This is a genomic window from Thermus brockianus (genome assembly GCF_001880325.1).
Lineage (GTDB): Bacteria > Deinococcota > Deinococci > Deinococcales > Thermaceae > Thermus > Thermus brockianus.
The window spans coordinates 971848-996117 of record NZ_CP016312.1 but is presented as its reverse complement, the minus strand read 5'-3'; the positions used below and the strand labels follow the sequence as shown (position 1 = coordinate 996117).

Sequence of the window (24270 nt, the reverse complement as noted above, 5' to 3'; positions counted from 1 at the left end):
ACACTCCCCGTGAGAAACGGGTTTAGGATGGAGGGGTGTTGCCCCTCCTCCTCGCCTGGCTTCACACGGTAAACGACCTCTTCTCCAACTTCCTCAGCCCCCTTTTGCCCAAGCTCATGGCCCATTTCGGGGTGGGCCTGGGCACGGCGGGGCTTCTCGTTTCCATCTACTCCCTCACGGGAAGCCTCCTGCAACCCTTCGCCGGCCTGGTGGCCGACCGGATGGACCGAAGGTTCCTCGCCGCCTTGGGCCCGGTGCTGGTGGCCTTGGGGATGGGTTCCTTGGGGCTTTGGCCCAGGTTTGAGGCCCTCCTCCTCGTCTTGGGCCTTGCAGGGCTGGGTTCGGCCCTCTTCCACGCCTCGGGGGCGAGCCTGGTAGGGGAGTTCGCCCCAGCCCAAAGGCGGGGCTTTTGGCTTTCCTTCTTCGGCTCCGCTGGCTACCTGGGGCTTTCCTTAGGGCCCCTCGTGGCTCTTTTCGCCGTGGGGGCCTGGGGGCTAAAAGGGCTCATCCTCCTCACCCCCTTGGCCCTCCTCCCTGCCCTCTTTCTCCTCCGCCTCCCCCCGGTGCGGCGGAGGGGAAAGCCCGCAGGGCTAAAGGACTTCCTCCGGGTCTTCCGGGGGGATGTGGCGCGGCTTTGGGGCATGGCCACCTTGCGGAGCCTTGTTTTCATGAGCTTTTCCACCACCTTGCCTTACTGGTACGCCCAAAGGGGCCTGTCCGATGCCTACACCGCCTTCAGCCTTTCCGTCTACAGCTTCTCCGCCACCTTGGGGGCCTTTTTGGGCGGCACCCTTTCCGACCGCTTTGGGCGCAAGGCGGTACTCACCGGCACCCTGAGCTTTGGCCTCCCCCTTTACCTAGCCCTTCTCGTCTTGCCCCCGGAAAACCCCATCTACCTGGTGCTTCTCGCCCTCACGGGGGCCCTGATGAACGCCGGCATCCCCGTGGCCGTGGCCTTGGCCCAGGAGCTGGAGCCCACCCAGACCGCCACGGTTTCCGGCCTCCTCATGGGCTTTACCTGGGGCTTCGCCGGGCTTTTCTACGCCCCCATCGGCCACCTGATTGAGCGCTTTGGGGTGATGCCCGTCCTTTTGGCCTTGGGGGTCCTCCTCGTGCCCGCCTGGGGGCTTGCCCAGAGGGTGCGGGGAGGGAGGGCCCAGGAAGCGTAAGATGGTTTTATGAGAATCCTCTTGGCCACGGATGGCTCCCCCCAGGCCCGGGGGGCGGAGGTGCTGGCGGAGTGGCTTGGCTACAAGCTCGGCGCCAAGCTGGTGATCCTCTTCGTGCGGGATGTGCGGCTCGTGCGGGTGCCGGAGCTTTTGGACTTCGGCGCCCTCACCATCCCCGTGCCCGCTTACCGGGAGGAGTTGGAAAAGGCCCTCACCGCCAAAGGGGAAGCCCTTCTCGCCCGCCTGGCCCAAAGCGCCCAGGAGGCGGGCATTCCCGTGGAAACCCTGATGGAAACCGGGCTTCCCCACGAAGCCATCCTCCGCCATGCCCGCACCGCCGACCTCCTCGTTCTCGGACGGAGCGGGGAGGCCCATGGGGGAAGCTTCGCTGGCCTGGGGAGCACCGTGGACCGGGTGCTGCGGGTTTCCCCCACCCCGGTGCTGGTGGCCCCCGTGGACTACGTGGAGCTCACGGGGGCCCTTTTGGGCTACAACGCCTCGGAAAGCGCCGTGCGCGCCCTGCACACCCTGGCCCACTTGGCCAAGCCCCTAGGGCTTGCCGTGCGGGTGGTGAGCGTGCACGACGACCCGGTGCAGGCCTCGGCGTGGGCCCTCGAGGCGGAAACCTACCTCAAGGACCAGGGCATTCCCGCCGAGGCCTTGGCCTTTTCCGGCGACCCAGCGGAGCACCTCCTTTCCCTCCAAGGCCCGGAGGACCTTCTGGCCTTGGGGGCCCCGGTGCGGCGGCTCGTGCTGGGGAGCACGGCGGAGTACGTGGTGCGCCACGCCGTGGGGCCGGTCCTCACCGTGCGATAAGCCCCAAGGGTGTCTGCTATAATGGACCCCTAAAGGGAAAGGGGGTCCCATGACGGTACGCCAGGTGTTGCTCCGTAAGGGGAGCGAGGTTTACGCCATCCACCCCGAGGCCACGGTGCTGGAGGCCCTAAGGAAACTTGCTGAGCACGATATCGGTGCCCTTCTGGTCATGGAGGGCGAGCGGCTTCTGGGCATCTTCTCCGAGCGGGACTACGCCCGCAAGCTGGTCCTCCTGGGCCGGTTTTCCCGGGATACCCGGGTGGGGGAGGTGATGACCCAGGACCCCATCACCATCCCCCCCGAGGCGGACCTGCCCCAGGCCATGCGCCTCATGACCGAGCACCGGGTGCGCCACTTGCCCGTGGTGGAGGGGGGCAAGGTGGTGGGGGTGGTTTCCATCGGGGACGTGGTCAAGGCCATCATCAGCGAGCAGGAGGTGCTCATTGGGGAGCTCTCCCGCTACGTGATGGAAAACCGCTAGTCCCGAAAGAGCCAGTTGAGGAAAAGGCTGACCAGGGAGAGGAGCAAGGCCCCCACCACCGCCTCGCCGAAGCCCCTCACGGAAAGCGCCGTGGCCTCCGCCACCAGGTAGAGCACGACCCCGTTCACCACCAAGGTGAAAAGCCCCAGGGTGAGGAGGTTGAGGGGCAGGGTGAGGAAGAGGAGGACGGGCCTTAGGAGGGCGTTGGCGAGCCCCCAGATGGCCCCCGCCACCAGGTAGTCCAAAAGCCCCGCCCCAGGGTCAAACCGGACCCCTGGGTAGGCGAGGGTTACGAACCAAAGGGCCAAGGTGTTCAGGAGAAGCCTTGCCAAAAGCCCGCGCATGCCCTTAGCCTACCAGGCCCCTTGGCAAGGGGGTGGGGGCGTGGTATAAAGGAGGGGTATGCCCTTCGGGGCCGGTTCACACGGAAGCGGGGAGTGAGCGTTCTCCCCCCTCTTTTCGTGTGGGCGAGCGCCAAAGGCGCCCGCCTTCCTCAGGAAGGCGCGTAAGGAGGATAGAGGCGGCATGGAAGAAAAGGCGACCCAGACCCCAGAAAAGACCTTCAGCATGGAAGAGGCCCTACAGGAAACCGAGGCCCGCTTGGAAAAGCGCGTGCGCCCCGGCCAGGTCCTGACGGGCAAAGTGGTCTTGGTGGGTTCCGAAGGCGTGGCGGTAGATATCGGCGCTAAGACGGAAGGCATCATCCCCTTCAACCAGCTCACGGAAAAGCCCCTCTCGGAAGAGGAGCTTAAGAACCTCCTCAAGCCGGGGGACCTGGTGCGGGTACAGGTGCTCAAGGTGGACCCGGAAACGGGCCAGATCCTCCTTTCCCGCAAGAAGGTTGAGGCCCAGGAGCACTGGGACCGCATCCAGGAGCTTTACGAGAAGGGCGAGCCGGTGACCGTCACGGTCAAGGAGAAGGTCAAGGGGGGCGTGGTTGCCGAGCTAGACGGCGTCCAGGCCTTCATTCCCGCCTCGCAGCTGGACCTCAGGCGCATCCCCAACCTGGACGCCTACGTGGGCCAGCAGATCCTGGCCAAGATCATTGAGCTGAACCGCAAGAAGGGAAGGGTTCTCCTCTCCCGCAGGGCGGTTTTGGAGGAGGAGCAGAAGAGGGCCAAGGAGGCCTTCTTCCAGAGCCTGCAGCCGGGCCAGGTGGTAGAGGGCACCGTGGTGGAGGTCACCGACTTTGGGGCCTTCGTCAACCTGGGGCCGGTGGACGGGCTGGTCCACCGTTCGGAGATCACCTGGGGCCGCTTCGGCCATCCCCGGGAGGTCCTGCATAAGGGGCAGAAGGTGCGGGCCCAGGTGGTGTCCGTGGACCCGGCCAAGGAGCGGGTTAACCTCTCCATCAAGGCCCTCATCCCCGATCCCTGGACCACGGTGGCGGAGAAGTACCCCGTGGGGAGCCGGGTGCGGGGCAAGGTGGTGGGGCTTACCCCCTTTGGTGCTTTCGTGGAGGTGGAGCCGGGCCTCGAGGGCCTGATCCACATCTCCGAGCTCTCCTGGACCAAGCGTCCCAAGCACCCTTCCGAGGTGGTGAAGGAGGGCGAGGAGGTGGAGGCGGTGGTCCTCCGCCTGGATCCTGAGGAGCGCCGGCTGTCCTTGGGCCTCAAGCAGACCCAGCCCGACCCCTGGCAGCTCCTGGTGGAGAAGTACCCTCCGGGCACCGTGGTGAAGGGCAAGGTCACGGGGGTCACCGACTTCGGCGTCTTCGTGGAGCTGGAGCCCAGCATGGAGGGCCTGGTCCACATCTCCGAGCTGGACCACACCCGGGTGGAAAACCCCGCCGCCCTCTTCAAGAAGGGCGACGAGATGGAGGTGGTGGTTCTCCACATTGACCCCGTGGAGCAGCGCATCTCCCTTTCGCGCAAGCGGCTCCTGCCTCCCCCGCCCCCCAAGGCGGAAGAGGAGCGCCCCCGCCGGGCCAAGGGCAAGGAGGCCCGGGGCAAGCGCAAGTCCTCTGGGGGCCGCCGGGAGGAGCGGCGGGAGTACGAGTACGGGGCGGTGGCGGAGTACAACCTTTACGATGCCTCTGCCGTGCCTACCGCCAGCACCAGCGTGAAGCTAGGCGACCTCTACGGGGACCTCCTGGCGAGCCTGGGCTTGGAAGAGGAGAAGTAAAACGCCAAGGGCCCCGGTTAAGGGGCCCTAGGAGGCCCCCCGCCTAGGCGGGGGGCCTAAGGTTTAAAGGGCTTTTTCCTCCTCCCGCTTCCCGTAAAAGATGCGCATCAGGGTGTAGGAGAGGAAGAAGGTGAGCAAGGGGCCACCAAGGACCAGGGTCCAAAGGACGGCGTTGTTGCCCAACAGGTAGCCCTTTTGCTGGAAGTCAATCTTGTAGCCCGCCAGGGTGCTCATGAGGAAGAAGACCAAGAGGGCCAGGATGACGCTGGTGCGCACCGGGTGCTCGGAGGGAAGCTCCAGGTAGCGCATCTTGTCCTTGCGGGTGTCCACGAAGGGCAAAAGGAGACCGATGAGGGCTAAAATGCCCGGCACCACCGCCCCGCCGATGAACTCAGGCCCGATGGTGGCTCCGAAGACGTGAAACTCCCAGCTAGAGGGGATAAGCTGCAGAATGCCGTAGATCCAGAGGAAGTACCAGTCGGGCTTCACTGCTGGCGTGTTGGGGGTGGGCGGTCCGAAGGCCTCTATGGGGTGGGCGAGGAACGCCCCGGCGATGATGGTCATGATGCCCACGTAAAGGGCGAAGAGAATGACCATCATGACCATCTGCTGGGGGTACATGGGCACGCCCAGGATCTTTCCCGGGGCCACCTTCTCGGCGTAGCGGGGCTGGGTGTGCTTCTGCTTCACCATGATGGCCAGGTGGCCTCCGATGAGGGCCATGAGCAGGAGGGGGAGCCAGAGGACGTGGAGGCTGAAAAGCCGGGGGATGGAGTGGGGGGAGCCCGGGAACTCCCCGCCAAACATCACCTGGGCCAGGGTGCCCCCAATCCAGGGGACGGAGTTGGCGATGCCGTAGCCGATGCGGGTGGCGGTCACGGCGTAGTTATCGTAGGGGAGGGCGTAGCCCGTGAAGGCAGTAACCACGGCCAGGCCCAACAGGGCAAGCCCCACCAGGTAGTTGAGCTCCCTAGGCTTCTTGTAGGCCCCCGTGAGGAGGATGCGGAGCATGTGCAAGAAGGCGGCGGCAATCATCACGTGGGCCGACCAGTGGTGGAGGCTGCGGATCACGGCGCCGAAGGGGAGGCTGTCAATGTACAGGACGCTGGCATAGGCGGCGGGCACCGTGCGCCCGTCAGGGAGCTTTACCTCGCGGATGGAGGGCTCAAAGTTCAGGGTGAGGAAGATGCCGGTGAGCACCAGGACCACGAAGGCAAAGAGGGTGATCTCCCCCAGGAAGAAGGAATGGTGCACCGGGAAGGCCTTGCGCAACACCTTCTGGTAAAGCCCCGTGAGGTCTAGGCGTTCGTCCAACCACTTGTACATGTGTCCCTCCTAAACGTGGCGGCAGAAGCCCGCCTCAGCCTTGACCCCTACCTCGCCCAAGAACTCCCCGGCGGCCACCAAAACCCCGTCCTCCACCTTCAGGGGAAGCTGGGGTACGGGCCTAGGGGGCGGCCCGGCGATAATCCGGGCTCCCTGGGCGAAATCGTAAACCCCCCCGTGGCAGGGGCAGAGGCCCGCCTTTTTGTCCCCCACCCACTGGCTGATGATGCATCCCAGGTGGGTACACACCGCCGAGAAGGCCACGATGCCCTCCACCCCGTGGCTCGCCACCTCGGGGGCAAGCTCCTCCGGGGGGTAGCGCACCACCAGCACCGTGTTCTTGGCCTCGCCGCTTTTCACCACCTTGGTCTTGGGATCCATGGGGTAGGCGAGGAGGAAGGGGTCCCCGGGCTTGAGCTCCTCGGGGCGGATGGGCTTGGGTTCCCCTCCCCCTTGGGCGTAGACCAGAATATCCCCGGGCTTTAGGGGCTCCTTGTCCGGGGTGACCTCCTGCTTGGGCCGGAGGCTCGCCCCCACGTAGAAGGCGGAAACCAGGGAAAGCCCTATCCCTGTGCCGATGGCGGTCTTGAGGAAAAGCCGCCTTCTGGATGTGCGCAAGCGGATCTCGCGTTCGTCCATGCTTTACCTCTACCAGGGGAACTCGCTCTTTTCCTCCTCGGTGATGACCTCGTCCCGGCCAAAGAACTTCTTGTAGATGCCGAAAAGGGCCGCCACCACCAGGCTGATGCTGCCAAAGATGAGGCCTTGGAGCCAGGTGGGGTTGTGCCCGGTCTGGGCGGAGTAGAGGATGAGGCGTACGAAGAAGCCGGAGAGGGCGGTAAGGAGGAGGACCAGGATCACGCCCGCCGCCACGGGGGCGGTGGAGGGGGTGGGGAAGTGGCGGCCGGGACGGAGCTCCACGCCTTCTAGCCAATAGGAAACGAGGCCGATAAGCCCATAAAGGAGGAGGACAGCCCCGAAGGCCATGAGGCCGATCTGCCCCACGGAAAGCTCCGCTGGGGCGTGGCCTAGCAAGCGGGCGATGTGGAGGCCGTCCAGGTAGGCCGCGTAGAAGAGGCCTGCGGCCAGGATAAGGGCAAAGGTGGGCAGGATGGGGTCGTTGCGGTACATGCTCCTCCCTTTACTCCACCGGGCCAAAGCTGTTGCCAAAGCTGTTGCGGATATAGGTGGCCACGGCCTTGAGCTCCTCCTCGCTGAAGTTGGCTCCCACGGCGGGCATGGCACCCCGGCCGTTTTTCACCACGTTCAGGATGAGCTGGGCGTCCTTTAGGTTGGGGTTCCCCGCCAGGGCCGGGAAGGCGGGGGGCATGCCTTGGCCGTTGGCCTGGTGGCAGGCGGCGCAGAGGCTCTCGTAAATGGCCTTACCCTTCTCCATGAGGGCCTGGTCCACGTTGGCTGCGGGGGCGGCGCCTTCCCCGTGGGCCTGGGCTTCTTGGGCAGGGGGGGCCACCTCGGCCACGATCTTTTCCGTGGCGGGGGAAAGGGCGAAGTAGGCCCAGATCCCTCCTAGGACCACCACGGAGGCCACGGCGTACCAGATGGGGTTGAAGCGCACGGGCTCCACGGGAAGCTCCGGCTCGCCCACCGCCAGGCGGAGCTCCACCTTGCCCGCAACCTCCCCGCCTTCGTCCAGGCCCAGGACCAGGACGTCGGGGTAGTTGTTTACGGTGAAGGGGATTTCCTTGACCTCCTGCCCTCCGCCCCGGAAGTGGGTGACGAGGCGTAGGGTGTGCTCCCCGTCGGGGATTTGGCGGGTGTCCAGCTCCAGCCGGTAGGGGGGTTCCTTGAGAACCGCCAGGGGCTCCTGGGCGCCGTCTAGGTACACCTCAATCCGGTCTACGACCATTCTGCCTCCCTTTTGTGAAGCGGGGTGCAAACCCCCACCCCACCACTATAAGGGTGTGGGGGCAAGGACAGATGTCCCGCAAGGCCTAAAGAAGGAGTTCCCGAAGGCGCTTGGCGCTTTGCTGGACGCCCTTTTTTCCCCCGCCCACCTCCAGGGCGGCGGTGCCGGCAAAGCCCTTGAGGTAGGGGGCGATGCTTTCCCAGGGCACGCTGGCTGCCCCCACAGGTAGGTGGTCGTCCCTCCGACCGTGGTTGTCGTGGAGGTGGAGGTGAATGAGTTTTCCGCCCAAAGCCTCCAGGTAGCGGAGGGGGCCCGTGGGCCCAAGCTCCACCAGGGCGTGGCCCACGTCCAGGCAGAAGCCGTACTGGGGGAAGCGCTCTAAAAGCGCCTTTAGCTCCTCAGGACTCCGTAGAAGGTCCTCTTCGGCAAGGGCCAGGTTTTCCAAGGCCACGGGGAAGGGGAGGGGGAGGAGGGCGGATAGGGTCCTCTCCAGGGCTTCCCGGGCCAGGTCCAGGGCCATGGGGTGGCGCACGGGGATTTGGCCGGTGTGGAGGACCCCCACCTTGGCTCCCAGGGCCTCGCCAAACTCCAAAGCCCGCTTAAGGCGCTCTTCCGAGAGCTTCCGGACGCTCGGGATGAGGCTTGCCGGGTTCATCTCCACGAAGGGGAGGTGGAGGGTGAAGCCCACGCCCAAGGCCTCTCCCGTGGCCTTGAGGCTCTGGGGGTCGGGCAAAGGGAGGACCTCGTGGAGGTCGTAGGCCACCTCCAGGTCCATCCCCTCCTCCGCTGCCAGGCGGAAGGCCTCCTCGTAGCCCATCTCGGCGTTGAAGGGGCTGAAGCCTAAGCGCATCCCATCCATTCTAGCGGAGGGCCTCCGCCTTGCGTTGCGCTTCCTCTAGGGCTTTCTGCGGGGGCACCCCGCCCTTTAGGCTTTTCTCTAAGGCCTCGGCGAGGAGGCTAGCCCAGGCGGAGAACTGGGGCAGGCGGGGCCTTTCCTGGGCATGGGCGATCTGCTCAAAGGCCACCTTGCGGAAGGGGTTTTCCCGGTAAAAGCCTTCCAAGAGGGGGATGGCGGATTTGCGTACGGGGACGTAGTAGCTGGCCTCCGCCCAGCGGGCCACGTTTTTGGGTTCCATAAGGTAGCGCCAAAACTCCAAAGCCCCCCGCACCTGGGCCTCCGAGGCCCCCCGCAGGACCACGAGCTGGGCCCCGCCCATGGGCACCTTCCCCTGGGGCTCCCGGGGCACAGGAGCCACCCCCAGGGTGAAGGCGAAGGAAAAGTTTTCCGCTGCCGGCCAGTTGGCGATGGAGGCCATGACCATCATCCCCTTGGTGCGCACGAAGTCCAGCTGGGCGAAGGTGGCCTCGGCCATGCTGCGCACGGAGAGGGCCCCAGCGCGGTGGAGGCGCCAGAGCATCTCCAGGGCGTCCAGGGCCTCGGGGGAGAGGAAGTTGGGCTTGCCGTCCTTGACCAAGCTTCCTCCACGGCTCGTCACCATGGCCTCAAAAAGCCAAGCTTGGGGGTCGGTGACGAAGATGAAACCCTTGGTCTGGCGGGAGGTTAAGGCCTTGGCCACCGCCTCAAACTCCTTCCAGTCCTTGGGGGGTTTAAGCCCTTTGGCCCGGAAAGCGTCTAGGTTGTAGAAGAGGACCGGGGTGGAAGTGTTTAGGGGAAGGCCATAGCGTTTGCCTTCCATCACCCCGTAGTTCCAGGCGGGTTCAAAGAGGTCCTCCACGAAAGCCCGGTCCAAGGTGAGGTAACCGTCCAAGGCCAAGGCCCTCCCTTCCCCCACCAGGCGGGGGAAGAAGGAGATTTCCGCCTGGAAGAGAACGGGCTGTCCTCCGGTGCGCAGGGCGGCCACCAGCTTGGTTTCGGCGTCCTTGTAGTCCCCGGCGTACTGGGGGGTCAGGCGGTACTGGGATTGGCGGGCGTTGAACTCCTGGGCGAAGGTGGAGAGGAGCCTACCGGCGGGGCCGTCCATGGAATGCCAGAATGGGATTTCGGTCTGGGCTAACGCCAGGGCCAGGTTCCATGCGAGGAAAAGAACCCCAATCCGCCGCATGTCCCTATGCTATCCCACCCGGTTCAGGGAATCTTCAGAGCCCGCGCCTGGGCCTCTTCCAAAGCCTTCTTGGCTGGCGTTTGTCCCTTTAGGACCCGCTCCAGGGCTTCCTCAAGGGGAGGCGCCCAGAGGAGCAGGGGGCTATCCCCGTGCCATGGCGCAAGGCGGTCCTTCTGGCTGAGGAGAAGGCGGCCCACTTCTTCCTTTCCCCAGGCTTCCTGGGCCTTTAGGCTTAGGGGCAGGTAGAAGACCCCTCGGGCTAGGGCCAGCTGGCGGCTGGTTTCGGCCATGTGGCGGTAAAAGGCCTCTAGGCCGCGCCTTTCCTCGGCGGAAGCGTGGCGTAGAGCCACGAGCACGGACCCCGAGGCCGCTACCCTTCCCTGGGCCTCGAGGGGCAGGGGCGCAATGCCTATGGCGAAGGGGAGCTGGGTGCGGCTCTTCACCGCCGGTAGGAGCGAGGAAGGCCCCATGGCCAAAAAAGCTTTGGTTCGGAGAAAGTCGGCCCCGGCGCTGATGAGTTCCGTGGCGGAGCGCACCTGCAGGGCCCCTTCCCGGTGAATGCTTAGGAGGTACTCCAGGCTTTTTAAGGCACCTTCCCCATTCAGGGCCGGCCCTCCCCCTTGGCTTAGGGTACCTCCTTGGGCTAGGACCAAGCTGGCGAAACTATAGACGTCCGCCGAGAAAAGAAGCCCCTTGGCCGAGCGGGAGGAAAGCCGTTGGGCTGCGGTTTTGAGCTGGGCGAAGTCCTTGGGAGGGCTTAGGCGCCGGGCTTGGAGGGCGTCTTGATTGTAGAAGAGCACGGCAACGGAGATGCCTAAAGGGTATCCGTAAAGGCGCCCTTTCACCTCGCCCAAGCGCAGGAGGTCCGGGTCCAGGTCCGGGATCTGGGGGGCAGGGAGGGGTTGGAGCAGGCCCTCTTTTACCAGAACCGGCAAAAACCCGAGCTCCACCTGGGCCAGGGGTGGGGCCGTACCGTTGCGAAGGGCGGCGGCCAGGAGAACGCCCATCTCCCGGTAGTCCCCCACGAAGCGGGGCTCAATGCGGTAGCGGGACTGGGTTTGGTTGAAGCTCTGGGCCTCTCCCTCCAGAACCCCCCCTTCTCCCAAGGTGTGCCAAAGGGGTATGACCACCTGCGCCCTTGCCCACGCGGCCAAGACCAGAAGGAGGAGAAGCACCCGGACCATGGCCTATTTCCTCTCCACCGCCAGGGCCTTTCGTTGGGCCTCCTCGAGGGCCACCTGGGGCCTTACCCCTTGCTTGAGGCTCCTCTCCAGGGCCTCTTCCAGGTAGCCGTACCAGACCACGAGCTCCGGGTCCTGGCTCCAGGGCCGCCCCACCTCCGCCTGGGCGAAGACCGCTTGGCGCTCGGGGTCTTTCAGGAAGTCGGCGAGCTCCTTCTCCGCCTCTTTCCGCAGGGGCAGGTACCAGGTGGTGCGCACCCACGCCGCCTGGCGCTTGGGCTCGAGGAAGTGGAGCCAGAAGGCCACGGCGCCTTGCGCCTGCTCGGGGCTCGCCCCCTTGAGCACGGCCAAGGCGGCCCCGGAAAGGGGCACCGTCCCCCCCTCCCGTCGGGGCAAGGGGGCGAGGCCCACGGCGAAGGGGAGGGCGGTCTGGGCCTCCACCACGGGCAAGGCGGTGGTGGGTCCGATGCCCATGAAGGCTTTGGTGCGCAGGAAGTCGGCCACGGCGAACTGGGCCTCCGCCAGGTTGCGGGCCTGGGCGTGCCCCTTCTGCACCATGCGGTAAAGCATCTCCAAGGCCTCCACCACCTCCTTGGAGGTGAAGGCGGGAAGCCCGTCCCTCACCAGGCTTCCCCCTAGGCTCATGACGAGGGCGTTGAAGCTCCAGATGTCCGTGGAGACCACCAGGCCCTTGGCGGTGCGGCCCGTAAGCCGGGCGGCGGCCTCCTCCACCTCCTGCCAGGTCCTGGGGGGCCTAAGGCCCCGGGCGCGGAAGGCGTCCTTGTTGTAGTAGAGGGCGGGGACGGAAAGCCCCAGGGGAAGCCCAAAGGTCTTCCCCTTCACCTGCCCTGTCCGCAGCATCTCGGGGTAGAGGTCCTTGGGGAGGTCCTTCAGGTGGGCGTCCAGGGGGAGGGCCACCCCCTCTTGGGCGAGCCTGGGCAGGAAGGAAAGCTCCCCGTGGAAGAGGACCGGGGCCCCTCCCGAGCGCAGGGCGGCCAAAAGCTTCACCCCCGCCTCCCGGTAGTCCCCCACGTAGCGGGCCTCGAGGCGGTAGGCCTTTTGGCTTGCGTTGAAGCTTTGGATCGCCTCCTCCAAAACCCGGTTTCCCGGGGGGCCAGCGGTGTGCCAAAAGGGGATGCTCACCTGGGCCGAGGCCCAGGCCAAAAGGGTTAGGACGGCCAAAGGGCGCCTCATCCCCCAAGCTTACCCGCCTTGGGGTGAGAGGGCGGTGAGGGGAAGCTCTAGGCCCTCGAGGAAGGGAAGGGCTTTCCCGTAAAGGGCCTTCCGGGCCTCCAGGAACTGGCGGCGGGCTTCGGGCCCCACGAAGCCCGGGGGGAGAAGCTCAGGGGGCAGGAGGGGGTCCAGGAAAAGCACCTTGCGCATCTCGTGTACCAGGCGGGTGAGGGTGCGGAAGGCCTCCTCCGGCTCCTCGGGGGTTTCCAGGGGAAAGAGGGCCCGGTAATGGGCCTGGGCCCTTTCCAGGGGGAAGATGGCCTGGATCTCCTCCCGGGGCCCGAGGTGCTCCCCGGCGAAGAGGGTGGCGGGAAGCCGGTAGAAGGTGAGGAGCTCCCGGGTGGCCTCGAGGTCCACCCCCGCCCCCAGGTAAACCCCCGATTGCAGGCTCCCGTAGCCCAAAAGGGCCATCTCCCGGCGGAAGCGCTCCCTTTCCCCCCGGTCCTTTGGGCCCTCGGGCAACACCAAAAGAAAGCGCCCATCCCATGGGGGTCTTGGCCCGTAGAGGCGGCGGCGCACCTGCCGCACCTGCCAGTACACCCGGTCGGAAAGGGCGTAGTAGGCCGTGCGCCCCACCCGTTCAGGCCGCACCCAGCCCCGCTTGGCGCTTCGGGAAAGGGCGGCCCGCACCGCCGCCTCGGAAAAGCCCAGGGCCTCCATCATGGCCACGAGGTCCTTGACCCTGGCCCGGCGTTCCGGGTAGATGTACTCCAGGAAAAGGGTGAAAATGGTGGAGCGCGCCCGCATCAGAAAACGCTCTCTAGGCGTCTTTCCCGGTATTCCAGAAGGGCCTTTTCCAGGAAGGTGGCGAGGGGCATGGCCCCCAGGTTCCCCCGGTGGCGCCTCCTGACGCTCACCGTGCCCTCCGCCTTCTCCCTTTCCCCCACCACCAGGATGTAGGGCACCTTCTGCATCTCGGCGTCGCGGATCCTGGCCTGCATCCGCTCGCTCCTCAGGTCCGCCTCGGCCCGGAGGCCCATTTCCTTCAGTTTACAGGCCACCTCCTGGGCGTAGTCCTCCTGCTTTTCGGAAACCGGGATGACCACCACCTGCACCGGGGCAAGCCATAAGGGGAAGTCCCCGGCGAAGTGCTCAATGAGGATGCCGATGAAGCGCTCCAAGGAGCCAAAGGGGGCGCGGTGGATCATGACGGGGCGGTGCTCCTCGCCATCCGGCCCCACGTAGGCGAGGCCGAAGCGCTCGGGCAGGTTGTAGTCCACCTGGATGGTGCCCAGTTGCCACTCCCGCCCCAGGGCGTCCTTGACCACGAAGTCCAGCTTGGGGCCGTAGAAGGCGGCGTCCCCCGCCTCCACGGTATAGTGAAGGCCCGCCTCCAGGGCCGCTTCCTCAATCTGCCTTTCCGCCAGGGCCCACTTGGCCTCGTCCCCCACGTACTTTTCGCTTCCCGGCTCCCGGACCCCGATCCTGGCCCGGTAGTCCCTAAGCCCCAAGGTGGCGAAGACCTTTAAGACCAGGTCCAAGACCCCCAAAAACTCCGCCTTCACCTGCTCGGGGGTGCAGAAGAGGTGGGCGTCGTCCTGGGTGAAGCCCCGCACCCTCGTGAGGCCCAAAAGCTCCCCCGCCTTCTCGTAGCGGTAGACGGTGCCGAACTCGGCGATCCTCAAGGGAAGCTCGCGGTAGGAGCGCTTCTTGTAGGCGTAGATGCGGATGTGGTGGGGGCAGTTCATGGGCTTGAGGAGGTATTCCTCCTCCTCCCCCCGCTCCTTGAAGCTGATGGGGGGAAACTGGCTTTCCGCGTAGTAGGGGTAGTGGCCCGAGGTCTTGTAAAGCTCCAGGCTGCCGATGTGGGGGGTGGTGACCAGCTGGTAGCCCCGCCGGATCTGCTCCTCCCGCATGAAGGCCATGAGCTCCTCCCGGATCACGTTCCCCTTGGGCAGCCAAAGCACCAGGCCCTTGCCCACCATGGGGTCAATGAGGAAGAGCTCCAGCTCCCGCCCCAGCCGGCGGTGGTCCCGCTTTTGGGCCTCTTCCAGCTGCCAGAGGTACTCCTTGAGCTCCTCGGCGGTGCGGAAGGCCACCCCGTAGACCCGTTGGAGCATGGGCCGCCGTTCGTCCCCTCGCCAGTAGGCCCCGGCCACGTGGGTGAGCTTGAAATGGGGGGGGATGCGCCCCGTGGAGGGCACGTGGGGCCCGCGGCAGAGGTCGGTGAAGCCGTAGGCCTCGTCCCCTTGCTGGTAGAAGCTGATCTCCTCCCCTTCGGGGATCTCCTGGATGAGCTCGGTCTTGTAGGGGTCCTTGCCCCGGTAGCGGGCCAGGGCCTCCTCCCGGGGGAGGACATAGCGGCGCAAGGGGAGGTCCTTTTGCAAAATGGCCCGCATCCTCTCCTCCAGGGCCGGAAGGTCCTCGTCCGAGAGGGGCTCGGGGGCGTCTATATCGTAGTAAAAGCCCTTCTCAATCACCGGCCCCACCCCAAGCCGCACGCTTTCCGGGTCGTAGCCCTTTTCCTGGAAGTGCTCCTTCACCGCCTGGGCCAGGACGTGGGCCAGGGTGTGGCGGAAAAGGGTCTGGTACTCGGGGTCCTTCTCCGTGAGGATGCGCACCCGGGCCCCTGGGGGGAGGGGCTTGAAGAGGTCGTAGAGCTCCCCGTCCACGATGGCCCCCACCGCCGCCTTGGCCAGGCCCGGGCCCACGGCCTTGGCCACGTCATAGGCGGTGGCCCCTTCCGGGACCTCGAGGGCCTTCCCATCCGGCAGGTAGACCGTCATGAACCCCACTATACCCGGCCTAGCCCTCCTCCGGGAGCCGGCTTCCCAGCCCAAAGGCCAGGGCGTATAGGCCTGCCGCCAGGAGGAAGAGAATGGAAAAGCCCGCCCTATCCGCCACCCACCCCCCGAGGACCGTGGAAAAGGCGAAGACCCCGGCCACGGTGTTGCCTAGGCCGATGGAGGCGCTCCGTTCCTCGGGCGGGGCCAGGTTCAAGAGGTAGGTGGTGGTGGCAAGGTTTAGGGCGGCCAGGTAGGCCCCTTGCAGGAGGAAGACCAGGCCGAAGAGGGGAGGGGGTAGGAGGAGGGCGAGAAGGGGTGCCAGGAAGCCCAAAGCCGCCCCGGCCCTCAGGACCCCCTTGGAGCCCTTTTCCGCAAGCCTTGCCCAAAGGAGGTTGGAGAGGGTGAAGGAGAGGGCGTAGAGGGAGAGGTAAAGGCCAAGCTCCTCCCCCTGCCCGAGGGCCCGCACGGCGTAGACGGCGTAAAAGGGCTCGGCCATCCCGGCGAGGCCCAAAACCACCCGCACCCGGAGATAGCGGCGAAACCCGGGGCGAAGGAGGGGTGCTTTGAGGTCCAGCCGGGCCGTTCTGGGCGCTTCCACGGGCTCGTCCACCTGGCCGAAGAGGTGCCAGCCAAGCCCAAAGGAAAGGGCGCCTAGGCTAAAAAGGAGGGCGTAGGGCAAGGGGAAGGGTAGGGGAAGGGCCAGGATCTCCCGCACTAAAAACCCCGCCAGAAAGGCCAGAAGCCCCCCCACCAGGTTGCGGGCGGAGAAGAGGGCGGCCCGGCGTTCCGGGGGGATGGTCTTGGCCACCACCTCCCAGAAGGGGAGGCTGGAAACCCCGGTGAAGAGGGCGTTTAGGAGGAGGCCTAGGAGAAAACCAGCGAAAAGGAGCCCGGGCCAGGGCCCGAGGAGAAAGGCGGAAAAGGCCATGAGGACCACCCCAAGGAGCCTCAGGGCGGCCACCTTGCGGTAAAGGACGATCTTTTGGGGAAAGCGGGCCACGTAGGGGGCCAGGAAGGCCTGGGGCACCATCCCCCCCGCCTGCAAGAGGGCCGGGAGGAGGCCGATGAGGGCCCCGGGGGCCCCTAGCTTGGCGGCAAAGCCGGAAAGGACGATGTTGGGGTTCAGGAAGGTGTCCCCGAGCCACACCAGCCAGCCGTTTACCACCGCCAGGCGGTAGTTCCGCTCCCGGAGGTCTAAGATGGGGAGGATGCTCCTTCTCCCTTCCCTCGGGCCCTTCCACATCCTGCACCCACGCTACAACGCGGCCACGGTTTTGGCCATGCTGGAGGAGGCACAACCCGAGGCCATTTACCTGGCTTCCCACTCGGAAGAAGCCTTGCGGGAGGGGGGGTGGCGGGAGGAAGATCCCCTCCTCTTCCACCTCCTCCCCTGGGCGGAGGAGAGGGGTATCCCCGTGGTGGCCCTGGACGCCGAGGCCCACCTTAAGGGGGAGGCCGAGGCCTTCCGGGAGGCCTTGGCCCAGCACCCCCTGGGGGCGCCCCACCTGGAGAGGATGCGGGCCTTTGACGAAGCCCTCTTGGACCTCCTGAAGACGCCCCTTTCCCCCGAGGTTTTGGGCAGCGAAGCCTTTCTCTCCCGCCTAAGGGAAACCTACCAGGGCTTCGCCCAAGCCTTTGGGGAAGGCCCAGCCACGGGCTTCCGCCGGCGGCGCATGGAAGGGGTGCGGGCGGCCTTGGCGGGGAAGGAGGGGGCGGTGGTGGCGGAGGTTTTGGACTACGCCTTGCTCTCGGAGGCCTTCCCCCATGCCCTCCCCAAGGCCCACACCCCCACGGAGCAAGAGCGGCAGCGGGCCCTTTTGGACCGGGCCTGGCAGCTTCGGGAGGAGGACGACTGGGGGGCGCTTCTGGAAGGGCTTTTCGCCATAGCTAGCCCGGAGGCCCTCTACCTGGCGGCCCAGATCTACCTGGCGGCGGGGGAGTGGCGGGAGGCCTTGGGCCTCATGGAGGAGGTCTTCCGCATGGACTTCCAGCATCCCGGCTACCTCCCCGGGTACGTCCTCGCCCGCTTCGGGCAGCTTCTGGACCTGGCGGGGGAGCGGGACAGGGCCCTAAGGGCCTACCAGGGGGTTTTGGCCCTTTCCTATGCCCCGGAGGAGGCCCGGGCCATCGCCTTGGCGGGGCTTAGGAGCCCCTTCCGCCTGGGGTAGGGCATTTGTCCTAGACGCGGGCGCCTATCCTTAGGGCATGGAGGTGGAACTCCGCCGCGCCCGCCACGCCCTTTACCTGCGGCTGGCGACGGCCCACGCCGGGCCCTTGGGGCCGGCCCTCCTGGGGCATCCCGAGCTCGCTTCCCGCTACGCCGAGGCCTACGCTACCTGTGGCGGGGCGGAGGGGCTCCCCTGCCAGGGGGTGGGGGGGGAGCCCCGGGTCTGCGTGGTGCGGCGGCTTGAGCACCTGGCCTATAGCGCCCTCCGGGGGGTAAAAGGCGGCGGGAGCAGGAGAGGGCTTTGGTGGAAGGGCTTCTTCGCTGCATCGCCCACCTGGAGCGGGCGTTTCCCCCGGAGTTCTTGCCGGTCCTCGAGGCCACCCAGACATATCTGGAGAAAGACCTAAAGTACCTCCGGGGGGAGGTGCCCCCGGAGGCCTGGGCGGAGGAGGTCAAAGCAGGTGGTACATCCGGCCCAGAAGGAGCATGAGGGCCACGGTGGCGGCGGAGAGGACGATGAGGATGAGCATGAAGAGGATGAAGCGCAGGTCAAAGGTTTCGCCTTCCGTGGTGAGGACCCGGGGGTTCAGGATCAGGTAAAAGAGCAAGGTGACCAAAGCGGCGCCTAGGGCAAAAAGGGCGATATAAACCATACGCACCTCCTACCAGAGGCGAAGGAGCGCCTCCAGGTTTGCCCTCAAGTTTACCAGGCCCACCCCGTAGGTGGGAACCCCCCACGTGCGGCCCACCTCTCCCCAGTAGGGACCTTCCGTGAGGGGCAGGTCCACGGGCAAAGGGGGGCTTTCCCAAGGGCCGTAGGCCCGCACCTCCCGGTAGGTGAAGCCCGTGGGGGCCTCCACGTGAAGGGTTAGAGGCGCCTCCTCCGCTTCCAGGGGCCTCCAGCCCGAGGTGGTCTCCTTGCCGCCGGGAAAGGCGAGGCCCAGGCCTTCCCCGGGGAAAAGGAGGAGGAGGCGGTCGGGCCGGAAGCGGTCCAAAAGGTGCTCCAGGGGGGCGCGGGTGGGCCCCGTGAGGGGAAGGCCTTCTTGGGTGGGGGAAAGGGGGGAGGGGTCTAGGGCGAGGAGGATGCGGCCGCGGAAGGCCAGGCCGTTTATGGCCTGAAGCACGGGAAGGGCCTCGGCGTAGGGGGCGTGGAGGAGGGTGGTGCTCCCGCCCCGGCCTCCCTCCAGGTAGGCGTAGAGGGTGCCGAACTCGTCCAGGCCGGCCCTAAGGTGGGCCGAGAGGACCTCGAGGTCCAAGGATAGCCTCTCCAACAGGCCGGAAGCCATGCCCTCATGGTATCCTAAGCCCCGTGCGCTACCTGGTCCTCTCGGACATCCACGGGAACTGGCCCGCCCTGGAGGCCGTTTTGCAGGCGGCCCCCCCCTTTGACCGGGTGCTCTTCCTGGGGGATGCGGTGGGCTACTACCCCGATGGGGACCGGGTTTTGGACTGGCTTAGGGAGGTGGAGGCCCTCTGCATCCTGGGCAACCACGACGCCTGGCTCCTCGCCCTGGACCAACTCCCCCTAGAAGGGGTGGTGTTGGAGATTCTGGCCTGGCAGCGGGCGCGGCTTTCGGAGGCAAACCTGCGCTTCCTCGCTTCCTGGCCTTGGCAGCGGGAGGTGGAGGGGACGCTGCTCGTCCACGGTAGCCCCTGCGACCCCCTGGAATACCTGGACGAGCTGGAGCTCGCCCGGGAGGGCTTCCGCTGCACCGAGGCCCGCCTCGCCTTCCACGGCCACACCCACCTGGCGGGGGCCTTTTTGGAGCTTTCGGGGCCGCGCCCCTGGGTGCGTTACCAGGGTTTTGCCCAAGGGGGGGAGCTCCTCCTGCCCCCCACGGTGCGGGCCTTGGTCAACCCCGGCTCCGTGGGCCAGCCCCGCGACCGGGTACCGGGAGCGGCCTTCGCCCTTTGGGAGGGCAATCGGGTGGAGTTCTTCCGCGTGGCCTACCCCGTGGAGCGGGTGGCCGAGCGCCTTAGGGAGGAGGGGTTTCCTGAGTGGCTCTACACGCGCCTTACCCGGGGGAATAATCGGCCACGAGGCCATCCTGGACCTCCTGCCCCGCCTGAAGGCCCACACCCTCCTCTTTTCCGGGCCAGAAGGGGTGGGAAGGCGCACCGTGGCCCGCTGGTACGCTCTGGGCCTCAACCGGGGCTTTCCCCCGCCCCCCTTGGCGGAGCACCCCGATCTCTTGGAAATCGGCCCCAAGGAGCGGGGCCTGAGGGGGGAGAGGGAGGTGCGGCTGGAGGAGGTGGAGCCCCTTTTCGCCTGGTTCGCCACCCACCCCCGGGAGCGGGTGAAGGTGGCCATCCTGGACGCCGCCCACCTCCTCACGGAGGCGGCGGCCAACGCCCTCTTGAAGCTCCTGGAGGAGCCCCCTTCCTACGGGCGCCTCGTCCTCGTCGCCCCCAGCCGGGACACCCTCCTCCCCACCCTGGCGAGCCGGGCCCTGGAGGTGCCCTTTGGCCCCGTGCCCGAGGAGAAGCTCCGCCTCCTCACGGAAGACCCCGGGCTCTTGGCCTACGCCGCCGGCGCCCCGGGCCGGCTCTTAAGGGCCCTGGCCGAGCCCGAGGCCCACAGGGCCCGGATGCAAAGGGCCTGGGAGGCCCTTAGGGCGCCACCTTTGGCCCGGCTTGGGCTTTTGAAGGAGCTCCTTTCGGAAGAGGAGGGGTTTTTCGCCCTCTATGCCCTCCTAAGGGAGAACCCTAGGGCCCTTTTGGCCCTGGAGTCCGCCCGCGAGGCCTTAGAGGGCTACGTGAACCCGGACCTGGTCCTGGCCCGCTTGGCCTTAGACTTAGAAGCATGACCGTGGGCGTCCGCTTCCGCACCCCTCCCCTTCGCTACTTCTCTTTTCAGGGGGAGCCCCCGCCCCTGGAGGCCTACGTGGTGGTGCGCACGAACAGGGGCCTCGAGGTGGGCAAGGTGCGCACCCCCCCAAGGAAGGCCCGGGGAGAGGGGGAGGTGGTGCGCCTCGCCACCAAGGAGGACCTGGACAAGGCGGCGCGCCTTCGGGCCAGGGCGGAGGAGGTGGCCTTTTACCTCCGGGCCCGCCTCAAGGAGGAGGGGGTGGCGGCCAAGGTCCTGGGGTGCGACTTCACCCTGGATGGCCGCCACCTCCTCGTCCACTACGCCGCGGCGGAGCGGGTGAACCTGCGCCGTTTCACCCGGGAGCTCGCCGGGCGCTACGATGTCCGGGTGGAGTTCCTGGCGGAGGGCCCCAGGGAGGAGGCCCAGTACCTGGGCGCCCTCGGGGCCTGCGGCATGGAATCCTGCTGCTCCACCTGGCTTCAGGGCTTCGCCCAGGTTTCCATCAAGCTCGCCCGGGACCAGCAACTGCCCCTTTCCCCGGAGAAGATCTCGGGGCCTTGCGGGAGGCTCCTTTGCTGCTTGGCCTACGAGCACCCCGTGTACCAGGAACTCCTGGCCGAGCTCCCCAAGAAAAACGCCCGGGTCTGCACCAAGGCGGGGGTCTGCGGCAAGGTGCAGAAGGTGAACCCCTTGAAGGGAACGGTGGAGCTCCTTTTGGAGGAGGGGAAGAGCCTGGAGGTGGCCAAGGAGGACCTGGCATGAAGGTTTACCCGGTGGAAGGTCCCTTGCCCGCCTTCTACCACTACTACCCCGGTGTGCCCGCCGTGGTGGGGGTGCGGCTTGGGGGCAGGGTGAACTTCTGCCCCGCCGTGTGGAACACGGGCCTCTCCGCCGACCCGCCCCTCTTTGGGGTTTCCCTAAGCCCCAAGCGCTTCACCCATGGCCTCCTCCTCGAGGCCCGGCGCTTTTCCGCAAGCTTCCACCCCTACACCCAGGCCGCCTTGGTCCAGTGGCTCGGGAGCGTGTCTGGCCGGGAGGTGGATAAGGGCCAGGCCCCCCACTTCCTGGGCCAGACCGGGGTGCCCATCCTGGAAGGGGCCTACGCCGCCTACGAGCTTGCGCTTTTGGAAGTGCGTTCCTTTGGCGACCACGACCTCTTCGTGGGCAGGGTGGTGGCGGTCTGGGAGGAAGAGGCCCTTTTGGACGAAAGGGGGCGGCCCAAGCCCGGCCTCTCCCTCCTCTACTACGGCAAGGGGCTTTACGGCCACCCGGCGGAGGAGGCGTTTACCCCTTGACCCAGGCCCAGGCCTTTGCCTTAAGGGTGCGCCGCCTGGCCTTAAGCCGTCAGGCCACGGAGGCCCAGGTCTTCTTGGAAGAGGGTTTCCTCTACCTCCGGGCCGACGGCTTCGCCCGCTTCGCAGCGGGCGAGGGGGCGGAGGCGCTTTTGGGCTTCGCCCTGACGGGGAAGGGCGTGGAGCTTCGCTTCGCCGACGGAAGCGTCCTTTCCCTCACCTACCGGTTCGGGCGGCTTCGGAAGCGGGCCTATTTCTCGTAAGGCTTGCCCACCGCCCCTGGGGGCCGGCTTCTGCCGATGAAGCCCGCCAGCACCAGCACCGTGACCACGTAGGGGAAGGCCTGGACCAGGACGGCGGGGAGGATCTCCGTGCCCTGGAGCTGGATGGCCAGGGCGCTGGCAAAACCGAAGAGCAGGGTGGAGAAGAGGATGCCCACGGGGTGCCACTTGCCGAAGATCATGGCCGCCAGGGCAATGAACCCCATCCCCGCCGACATCCCCCGCACGAACTGGTTGAGGAAGCCGATGGCCAGGTAGGCGCCCGCAAGCCCCGCCAAAACGCCGGAGACCACCACCCCGATGTAGCGCATGCGGTACACGTTCACCCCCAGGGTGTCCGCCGCCTCGGGATGCTCCCCCACGGCCCTGAGCCGGAGGCCAAAGGGGGTCTTGAAGAGGACCCACCAGGCCAAAGGCACCAGGAGGAAGGCCAGGTAGACCAAGGGGGAAAGGGCGAAGCCCTCGGGGCCCAGGAGGGGGAGGCGGTTGGCCACCTCCTTGGAGCTCGTGGCGTTGCCGTAGAAGTAGGTGAGGACCAGGCTCGGGGCCCCCGCCGCCAGGAGGTTGATGGCGGTGCCGCTGATGATCTGGTCCGCCCGGTAGCGGATGGAAACCACCCCGTGCACCAGGGCCACGAGCCCCCCCACGGCCATGGCGGCCAGCACCCCCACCCAGGGGAGCCAGGGATGGGGCCCGGGGCCCAAGGCGGCCTCAAACCGCTCCACCACCACTGCCGCCGTGAGGGCCCCGAAGAGGATGATGCCCTCGAGGGCGATGTTCACCACCCCGCCCCGCTCGGAGAACATCCCCCCTAGGGCGGTGAAGAGAAGGGGGGTGGTCTGGCGCAGGGTGGAGAGGAGGAGGGCGGTGAGGAAGGCGGCGTCCAGGTTCACGCCTCCACCTCCTTCCTTCTTTCCTCCCGAAGCTCCACCTCCGCCGCCCTTAGGGGATCGGTGAAGTAGCGGGGCAGAAAGCCCCCGGCGGCGATGAAGAGGACGATGAGGGCCTGCAACACGGAAACCAGTTCCCGGCTGATGCCAAGCTGCAGGTTCACCTGAAGCCCCCCGGTGAGGAGAATGCCGAAAAGCCAGGCGGCAAGCCCGACCCCTAGGGGGGTGTTCTGGCCCATGAGGGCCACGGCGATGCCGTCAAACCCCACGGAGTAGGGAAGGGACTGCTTCAGGCGGTACTCGTCAATCCCCCCGCCCAGCACGTAGTGGGTGGCGGCAAGCCCCGCCAAGGCCCCCGCCAGGAACATGACGAGGACCATCTTCCTTCCCGCCACTACCCCCCCGTACTCCGCCGCCTTGGGGGCGAGGCCCAAGGCCCTTAGCTCATACCCTCCCACGGTGCGGAAGACGTAGAAGTGGAAGAAGAGGAGGGCCAAGAGGGCGAGGAGGAAGGCCCCGTTGAGCCGCACCGAGGTCAGGTCGGGGCCGAAGGCCACCTGGGGCCCCGGGAGAAGCCCCCCAAGGAGGTACCCCGCCACCCCCAAAAGGAGGGCGGAAAGCACCCGGTGGCCCAGGCTTTTCCGCACCAGGAGGTAACCCAAAAGGCCTAGGAGGAGGGCCAGGGGCAGGGCGAAGGAGAGCTCCCCTCCCGGGGCCACCAGCTCGGTCCAATGGGGGATGCGGGCCTCGGGGCGGATCTCGTGGCTTCTCGCCTCGTAGCCCGGGTACTTGAAGGGCAGGTAGAGGGTTTGGCCGAAGAACTTGTACTCGTTGGCGGAGATGAGGAAGAGGAAGAGGCTTGCGGCGATGTAGTTCAGCATGATGGTGTTGATGACCTCGTGGGCGCCGAAGCGGGCTTTGAGCCAGCCCGGCAAGGCGCCCCACAGCCCCCCGCCAGGGCGGCGGCCAGGATGGCCAGGGGCAGGACGAGCCACCTGGGCCCCGGCAGGTACACCCCCACCAGCATGGCGGCGATGGCCCCTAGGATGAGCTGCCCCGGGGCCCCGATGTTGAAAAGCCCTCCCCTAAAGCCCAAGGCCACGGCGAGGCCGGTAAAGATGAGGGGGGTGGCCAGGAGGAGGCTTTGCAGGAACCCGGAGGGGTTCACCAGGGGGCTATAGAGGAGCTGATAGGTGTAGGTGATGAGGTCCAGCTTGAGCATGAGGGCCTCCCTTAGGGAGGCCGCTTCCCCGGGGCTTTCCTTGAGCACCGCCACCATGGCCCCGCCCAAGAGGGAGGCGAGGAGCAAGGAGAAAAGGGGCACCACCAGCCCCCGCCTGCGCACCAGGAAGGCGAGCCCCCCCGGGGAGAAGGTGCGGGCGAGGAGGAGGAGGTAGAGGCTGTAGGCCAGGGTGGCGTAGCTCCCAAGGCCCAGGCTGTAGCGGCGAAGGGGCCTTTCCCCCAGGCGGTTTGCCTCGGCCACGCTCCCTTGGAAGAGGAGGTAGGTGAGGAGGAAAAGGCCTAGGCCCAAGGCGCCCATCCAGTAAAGGGCCGTGGGTTTGGCCTTGGTCCAGGGTAAGAGGAGGGTTAGGGCCAGCCAGGCCAAGGAGAGGTAGAAGACTGGGGAAAGCCAGGTGTCCCGGTAACCCTGGGGCAGGGTGCCTTGGGGGAGGTGATGGCCGAAGGGGTTTAGGAGGACGCCTTCGCCGCCGAAGAGGCGGTGGGGTACGGCCCAGGGGGCCAGGTACCAGAGGAGAAGGGTGAGGCCCCCTCCCAGGAGGACCAGGACCCCTAGGCGCTTCCGGTCCGTCAACACGCCCACGATTGTACCCCACCCGCCTGGGC

25 protein-coding genes and 2 pseudogenes are annotated in these 24270 nt (G+C 66.8%); 11 read left to right on the top strand and 16 right to left on the bottom strand.

Annotation, left to right across the window (positions count from 1 at the left end; all coding sequences use genetic code 11):
• The first annotated feature begins 35 nt into the window (after positions 1–35).
• From A0O31_RS05220 to A0O31_RS05210, 3 genes are read left to right on the top strand one after another with little or no spacing between them, the layout of a single operon-like run.
• On the top strand, positions 36–1169 hold the full coding sequence (locus A0O31_RS05220) for an MFS transporter (protein ID WP_071676962.1): 1134 nt from the start codon (positions 36–38) through the stop codon (positions 1167–1169).
• Between the two features lie 9 nt (positions 1170–1178).
• Entirely contained in the window at positions 1179–1985 is an 807-nt protein-coding gene (locus tag A0O31_RS05215) for a universal stress protein (protein WP_071676961.1), read from the top strand.
• 49 nt (positions 1986–2034) lie between these two features.
• Positions 2035–2466 carry a CBS domain-containing protein gene (locus A0O31_RS05210; protein ID WP_071676960.1) on the top strand — a complete coding sequence of 144 codons (432 nt, stop codon included), beginning with the start codon at positions 2035–2037 and terminating at the stop codon, positions 2464–2466.
• Here the strand turns inward: A0O31_RS05210 and A0O31_RS05205 are convergent.
• A complete protein-coding gene (locus tag A0O31_RS05205) occupies positions 2463–2810 on the bottom strand; it encodes a phage holin family protein (RefSeq protein ID WP_071676959.1) in 348 nt (115 codons plus the stop codon). The two genes, A0O31_RS05210 and A0O31_RS05205, sit on opposite strands and share 4 nt — an antisense overlap.
• Positions 2811–2991: 181 nt before the next feature.
• Here A0O31_RS05205 and A0O31_RS05200 point away from each other — a divergent pair, with 181 nt between their 5' ends.
• Positions 2992–4590 carry a 30S ribosomal protein S1 gene (locus tag A0O31_RS05200; RefSeq protein ID WP_071676958.1) on the top strand — a complete coding sequence of 533 codons (1599 nt, stop codon included), beginning with the start codon at positions 2992–2994 and terminating at the stop codon, positions 4588–4590.
• Positions 4591–4653: 63 nt separating this feature from the next.
• Here the strand turns inward: A0O31_RS05200 and A0O31_RS05195 are convergent, their stop codons facing one another.
• The 11 genes from A0O31_RS05195 to A0O31_RS05145 form a co-directional block, all read right to left on the bottom strand.
• Positions 4654–5916 (bottom strand): cytochrome b, encoded by a 1263-nt coding sequence (locus A0O31_RS05195; RefSeq protein WP_071676957.1) that lies wholly within the window; start codon positions 5914–5916, stop codon positions 4654–4656.
• Between the two features lie 9 nt (positions 5917–5925).
• Positions 5926–6555: a QcrA and Rieske domain-containing protein gene (locus A0O31_RS05190; protein ID WP_071676956.1), complete on the bottom strand. Its 630-nt coding sequence runs from the start codon at positions 6553–6555 to the stop codon at positions 5926–5928.
• A 9-nt stretch (positions 6556–6564) separates the two neighbouring features.
• Positions 6565–7047 carry a cytochrome C gene (locus A0O31_RS05185; RefSeq protein WP_071676955.1) on the bottom strand — a complete coding sequence of 161 codons (483 nt, stop codon included), beginning with the start codon at positions 7045–7047 and terminating at the stop codon, positions 6565–6567.
• Positions 7048–7057: 10 nt separating this feature from the next.
• Positions 7058–7783: a c-type cytochrome gene (locus tag A0O31_RS05180; RefSeq protein ID WP_071676954.1), complete on the bottom strand. Its 726-nt coding sequence runs from the start codon at positions 7781–7783 to the stop codon at positions 7058–7060.
• A gap of 85 nt (positions 7784–7868) precedes the next feature.
• Positions 7869–8633 carry a sugar phosphate isomerase/epimerase family protein gene (locus A0O31_RS05175; protein WP_071677926.1) on the bottom strand — a complete coding sequence of 255 codons (765 nt, stop codon included), beginning with the start codon at positions 8631–8633 and terminating at the stop codon, positions 7869–7871.
• Between the two features lie 10 nt (positions 8634–8643).
• Positions 8644–9846 carry an ABC transporter substrate-binding protein gene (locus A0O31_RS05170; protein WP_071676953.1) on the bottom strand — a complete coding sequence of 401 codons (1203 nt, stop codon included), beginning with the start codon at positions 9844–9846 and terminating at the stop codon, positions 8644–8646.
• A gap of 23 nt (positions 9847–9869) precedes the next feature.
• On the bottom strand, positions 9870–11030 hold the full coding sequence (locus tag A0O31_RS05165) for an extracellular solute-binding protein (RefSeq protein WP_071676952.1): 1161 nt from the start codon (positions 11028–11030) through the stop codon (positions 9870–9872).
• Between the two features lie 3 nt (positions 11031–11033).
• Positions 11034–12221 (bottom strand): ABC transporter substrate-binding protein, encoded by a 1188-nt coding sequence (locus A0O31_RS05160; protein WP_071676951.1) that lies wholly within the window; start codon positions 12219–12221, stop codon positions 11034–11036.
• A gap of 9 nt (positions 12222–12230) precedes the next feature.
• On the bottom strand, positions 12231–13007 hold the full coding sequence (locus tag A0O31_RS05155) for a PaaX family transcriptional regulator C-terminal domain-containing protein (protein WP_071676950.1): 777 nt from the start codon (positions 13005–13007) through the stop codon (positions 12231–12233).
• Positions 13007–14986, bottom strand: a complete 1980-nt coding sequence (gene thrS, locus A0O31_RS05150; RefSeq protein WP_071676949.1) for a threonine--tRNA ligase — start codon at positions 14984–14986, stop codon at positions 13007–13009. The genes A0O31_RS05155 and thrS overlap by 1 nt, the downstream gene beginning before the upstream one ends.
• A 19-nt stretch (positions 14987–15005) precedes the next feature.
• On the bottom strand, positions 15006–16229 hold the full coding sequence (locus A0O31_RS05145) for an MFS transporter (protein WP_071676948.1): 1224 nt from the start codon (positions 16227–16229) through the stop codon (positions 15006–15008).
• On the opposite strand from A0O31_RS05145, the gene A0O31_RS05140 reads away from it, so the two are divergent.
• Entirely contained in the window at positions 16186–17154 is a 969-nt protein-coding gene (locus A0O31_RS05140) for a tetratricopeptide repeat protein (protein ID WP_203226803.1), read from the top strand. The genes A0O31_RS05145 and A0O31_RS05140 overlap by 44 nt on opposite strands.
• Before the next feature lie 37 nt (positions 17155–17191).
• Positions 17192–17560, top strand: a complete 369-nt coding sequence (locus A0O31_RS05135) for a hypothetical protein (protein WP_237259031.1) — start codon at positions 17192–17194, stop codon at positions 17558–17560.
• Between the two features lie 45 nt (positions 17561–17605).
• On the opposite strand, the gene A0O31_RS05130 is transcribed toward A0O31_RS05135, so the two are convergent.
• Both A0O31_RS05130 and A0O31_RS05125 read right to left on the bottom strand, forming a co-directional pair.
• A complete protein-coding gene (locus A0O31_RS05130) occupies positions 17606–17806 on the bottom strand; it encodes a hypothetical protein (RefSeq protein WP_071676946.1) in 201 nt (66 codons plus the stop codon).
• A 9-nt stretch (positions 17807–17815) separates the two neighbouring features.
• Positions 17816–18439, bottom strand: a complete 624-nt coding sequence (locus tag A0O31_RS05125; RefSeq protein WP_071676945.1) for a hypothetical protein — start codon at positions 18437–18439, stop codon at positions 17816–17818.
• A 23-nt stretch (positions 18440–18462) separates the two neighbouring features.
• Here A0O31_RS05125 and A0O31_RS05120 point away from each other — a divergent pair.
• The 5 genes and pseudogenes from A0O31_RS05120 to A0O31_RS05100 form a co-directional block, all read left to right on the top strand.
• A pseudogene (locus A0O31_RS05120) lies at positions 18463–19179 on the top strand (metallophosphoesterase family protein); the annotation flags it as partial.
• On the top strand, positions 19148–19960 hold the full coding sequence (locus A0O31_RS05115) for a DNA polymerase III subunit delta' (protein ID WP_071677925.1): 813 nt from the start codon (positions 19148–19150) through the stop codon (positions 19958–19960). The pseudogene A0O31_RS05120 and the gene A0O31_RS05115, both read left to right, overlap by 32 nt.
• On the top strand, positions 19957–20724 hold the full coding sequence (locus tag A0O31_RS05110; RefSeq protein WP_071676944.1) for a PSP1 domain-containing protein: 768 nt from the start codon (positions 19957–19959) through the stop codon (positions 20722–20724). Before A0O31_RS05115 ends, A0O31_RS05110 begins: the two co-directional genes overlap by 4 nt.
• On the top strand, positions 20721–21257 hold the full coding sequence (locus A0O31_RS05105) for a flavin reductase family protein (RefSeq protein ID WP_071676943.1): 537 nt from the start codon (positions 20721–20723) through the stop codon (positions 21255–21257). Before A0O31_RS05110 ends, A0O31_RS05105 begins: the two co-directional genes overlap by 4 nt.
• Positions 21254–21517 carry a hypothetical protein gene (locus A0O31_RS05100; protein ID WP_071676942.1) on the top strand — a complete coding sequence of 88 codons (264 nt, stop codon included), beginning with the start codon at positions 21254–21256 and terminating at the stop codon, positions 21515–21517. The genes A0O31_RS05105 and A0O31_RS05100 overlap by 4 nt, the downstream gene beginning before the upstream one ends.
• On the opposite strand, the gene A0O31_RS05095 is transcribed toward A0O31_RS05100, so the two are convergent.
• On the bottom strand, positions 21505–22428 hold the full coding sequence (locus tag A0O31_RS05095) for an ABC transporter permease (RefSeq protein ID WP_071676941.1): 924 nt from the start codon (positions 22426–22428) through the stop codon (positions 21505–21507). The genes A0O31_RS05100 and A0O31_RS05095 overlap by 13 nt on opposite strands.
• A pseudogene (locus A0O31_RS05090) lies at positions 22425–24241 on the bottom strand (ABC transporter permease). Before A0O31_RS05090 ends, A0O31_RS05095 begins: the two are co-directional and overlap by 4 nt.
• Positions 24242–24270: the final 29 nt, after the last annotated feature.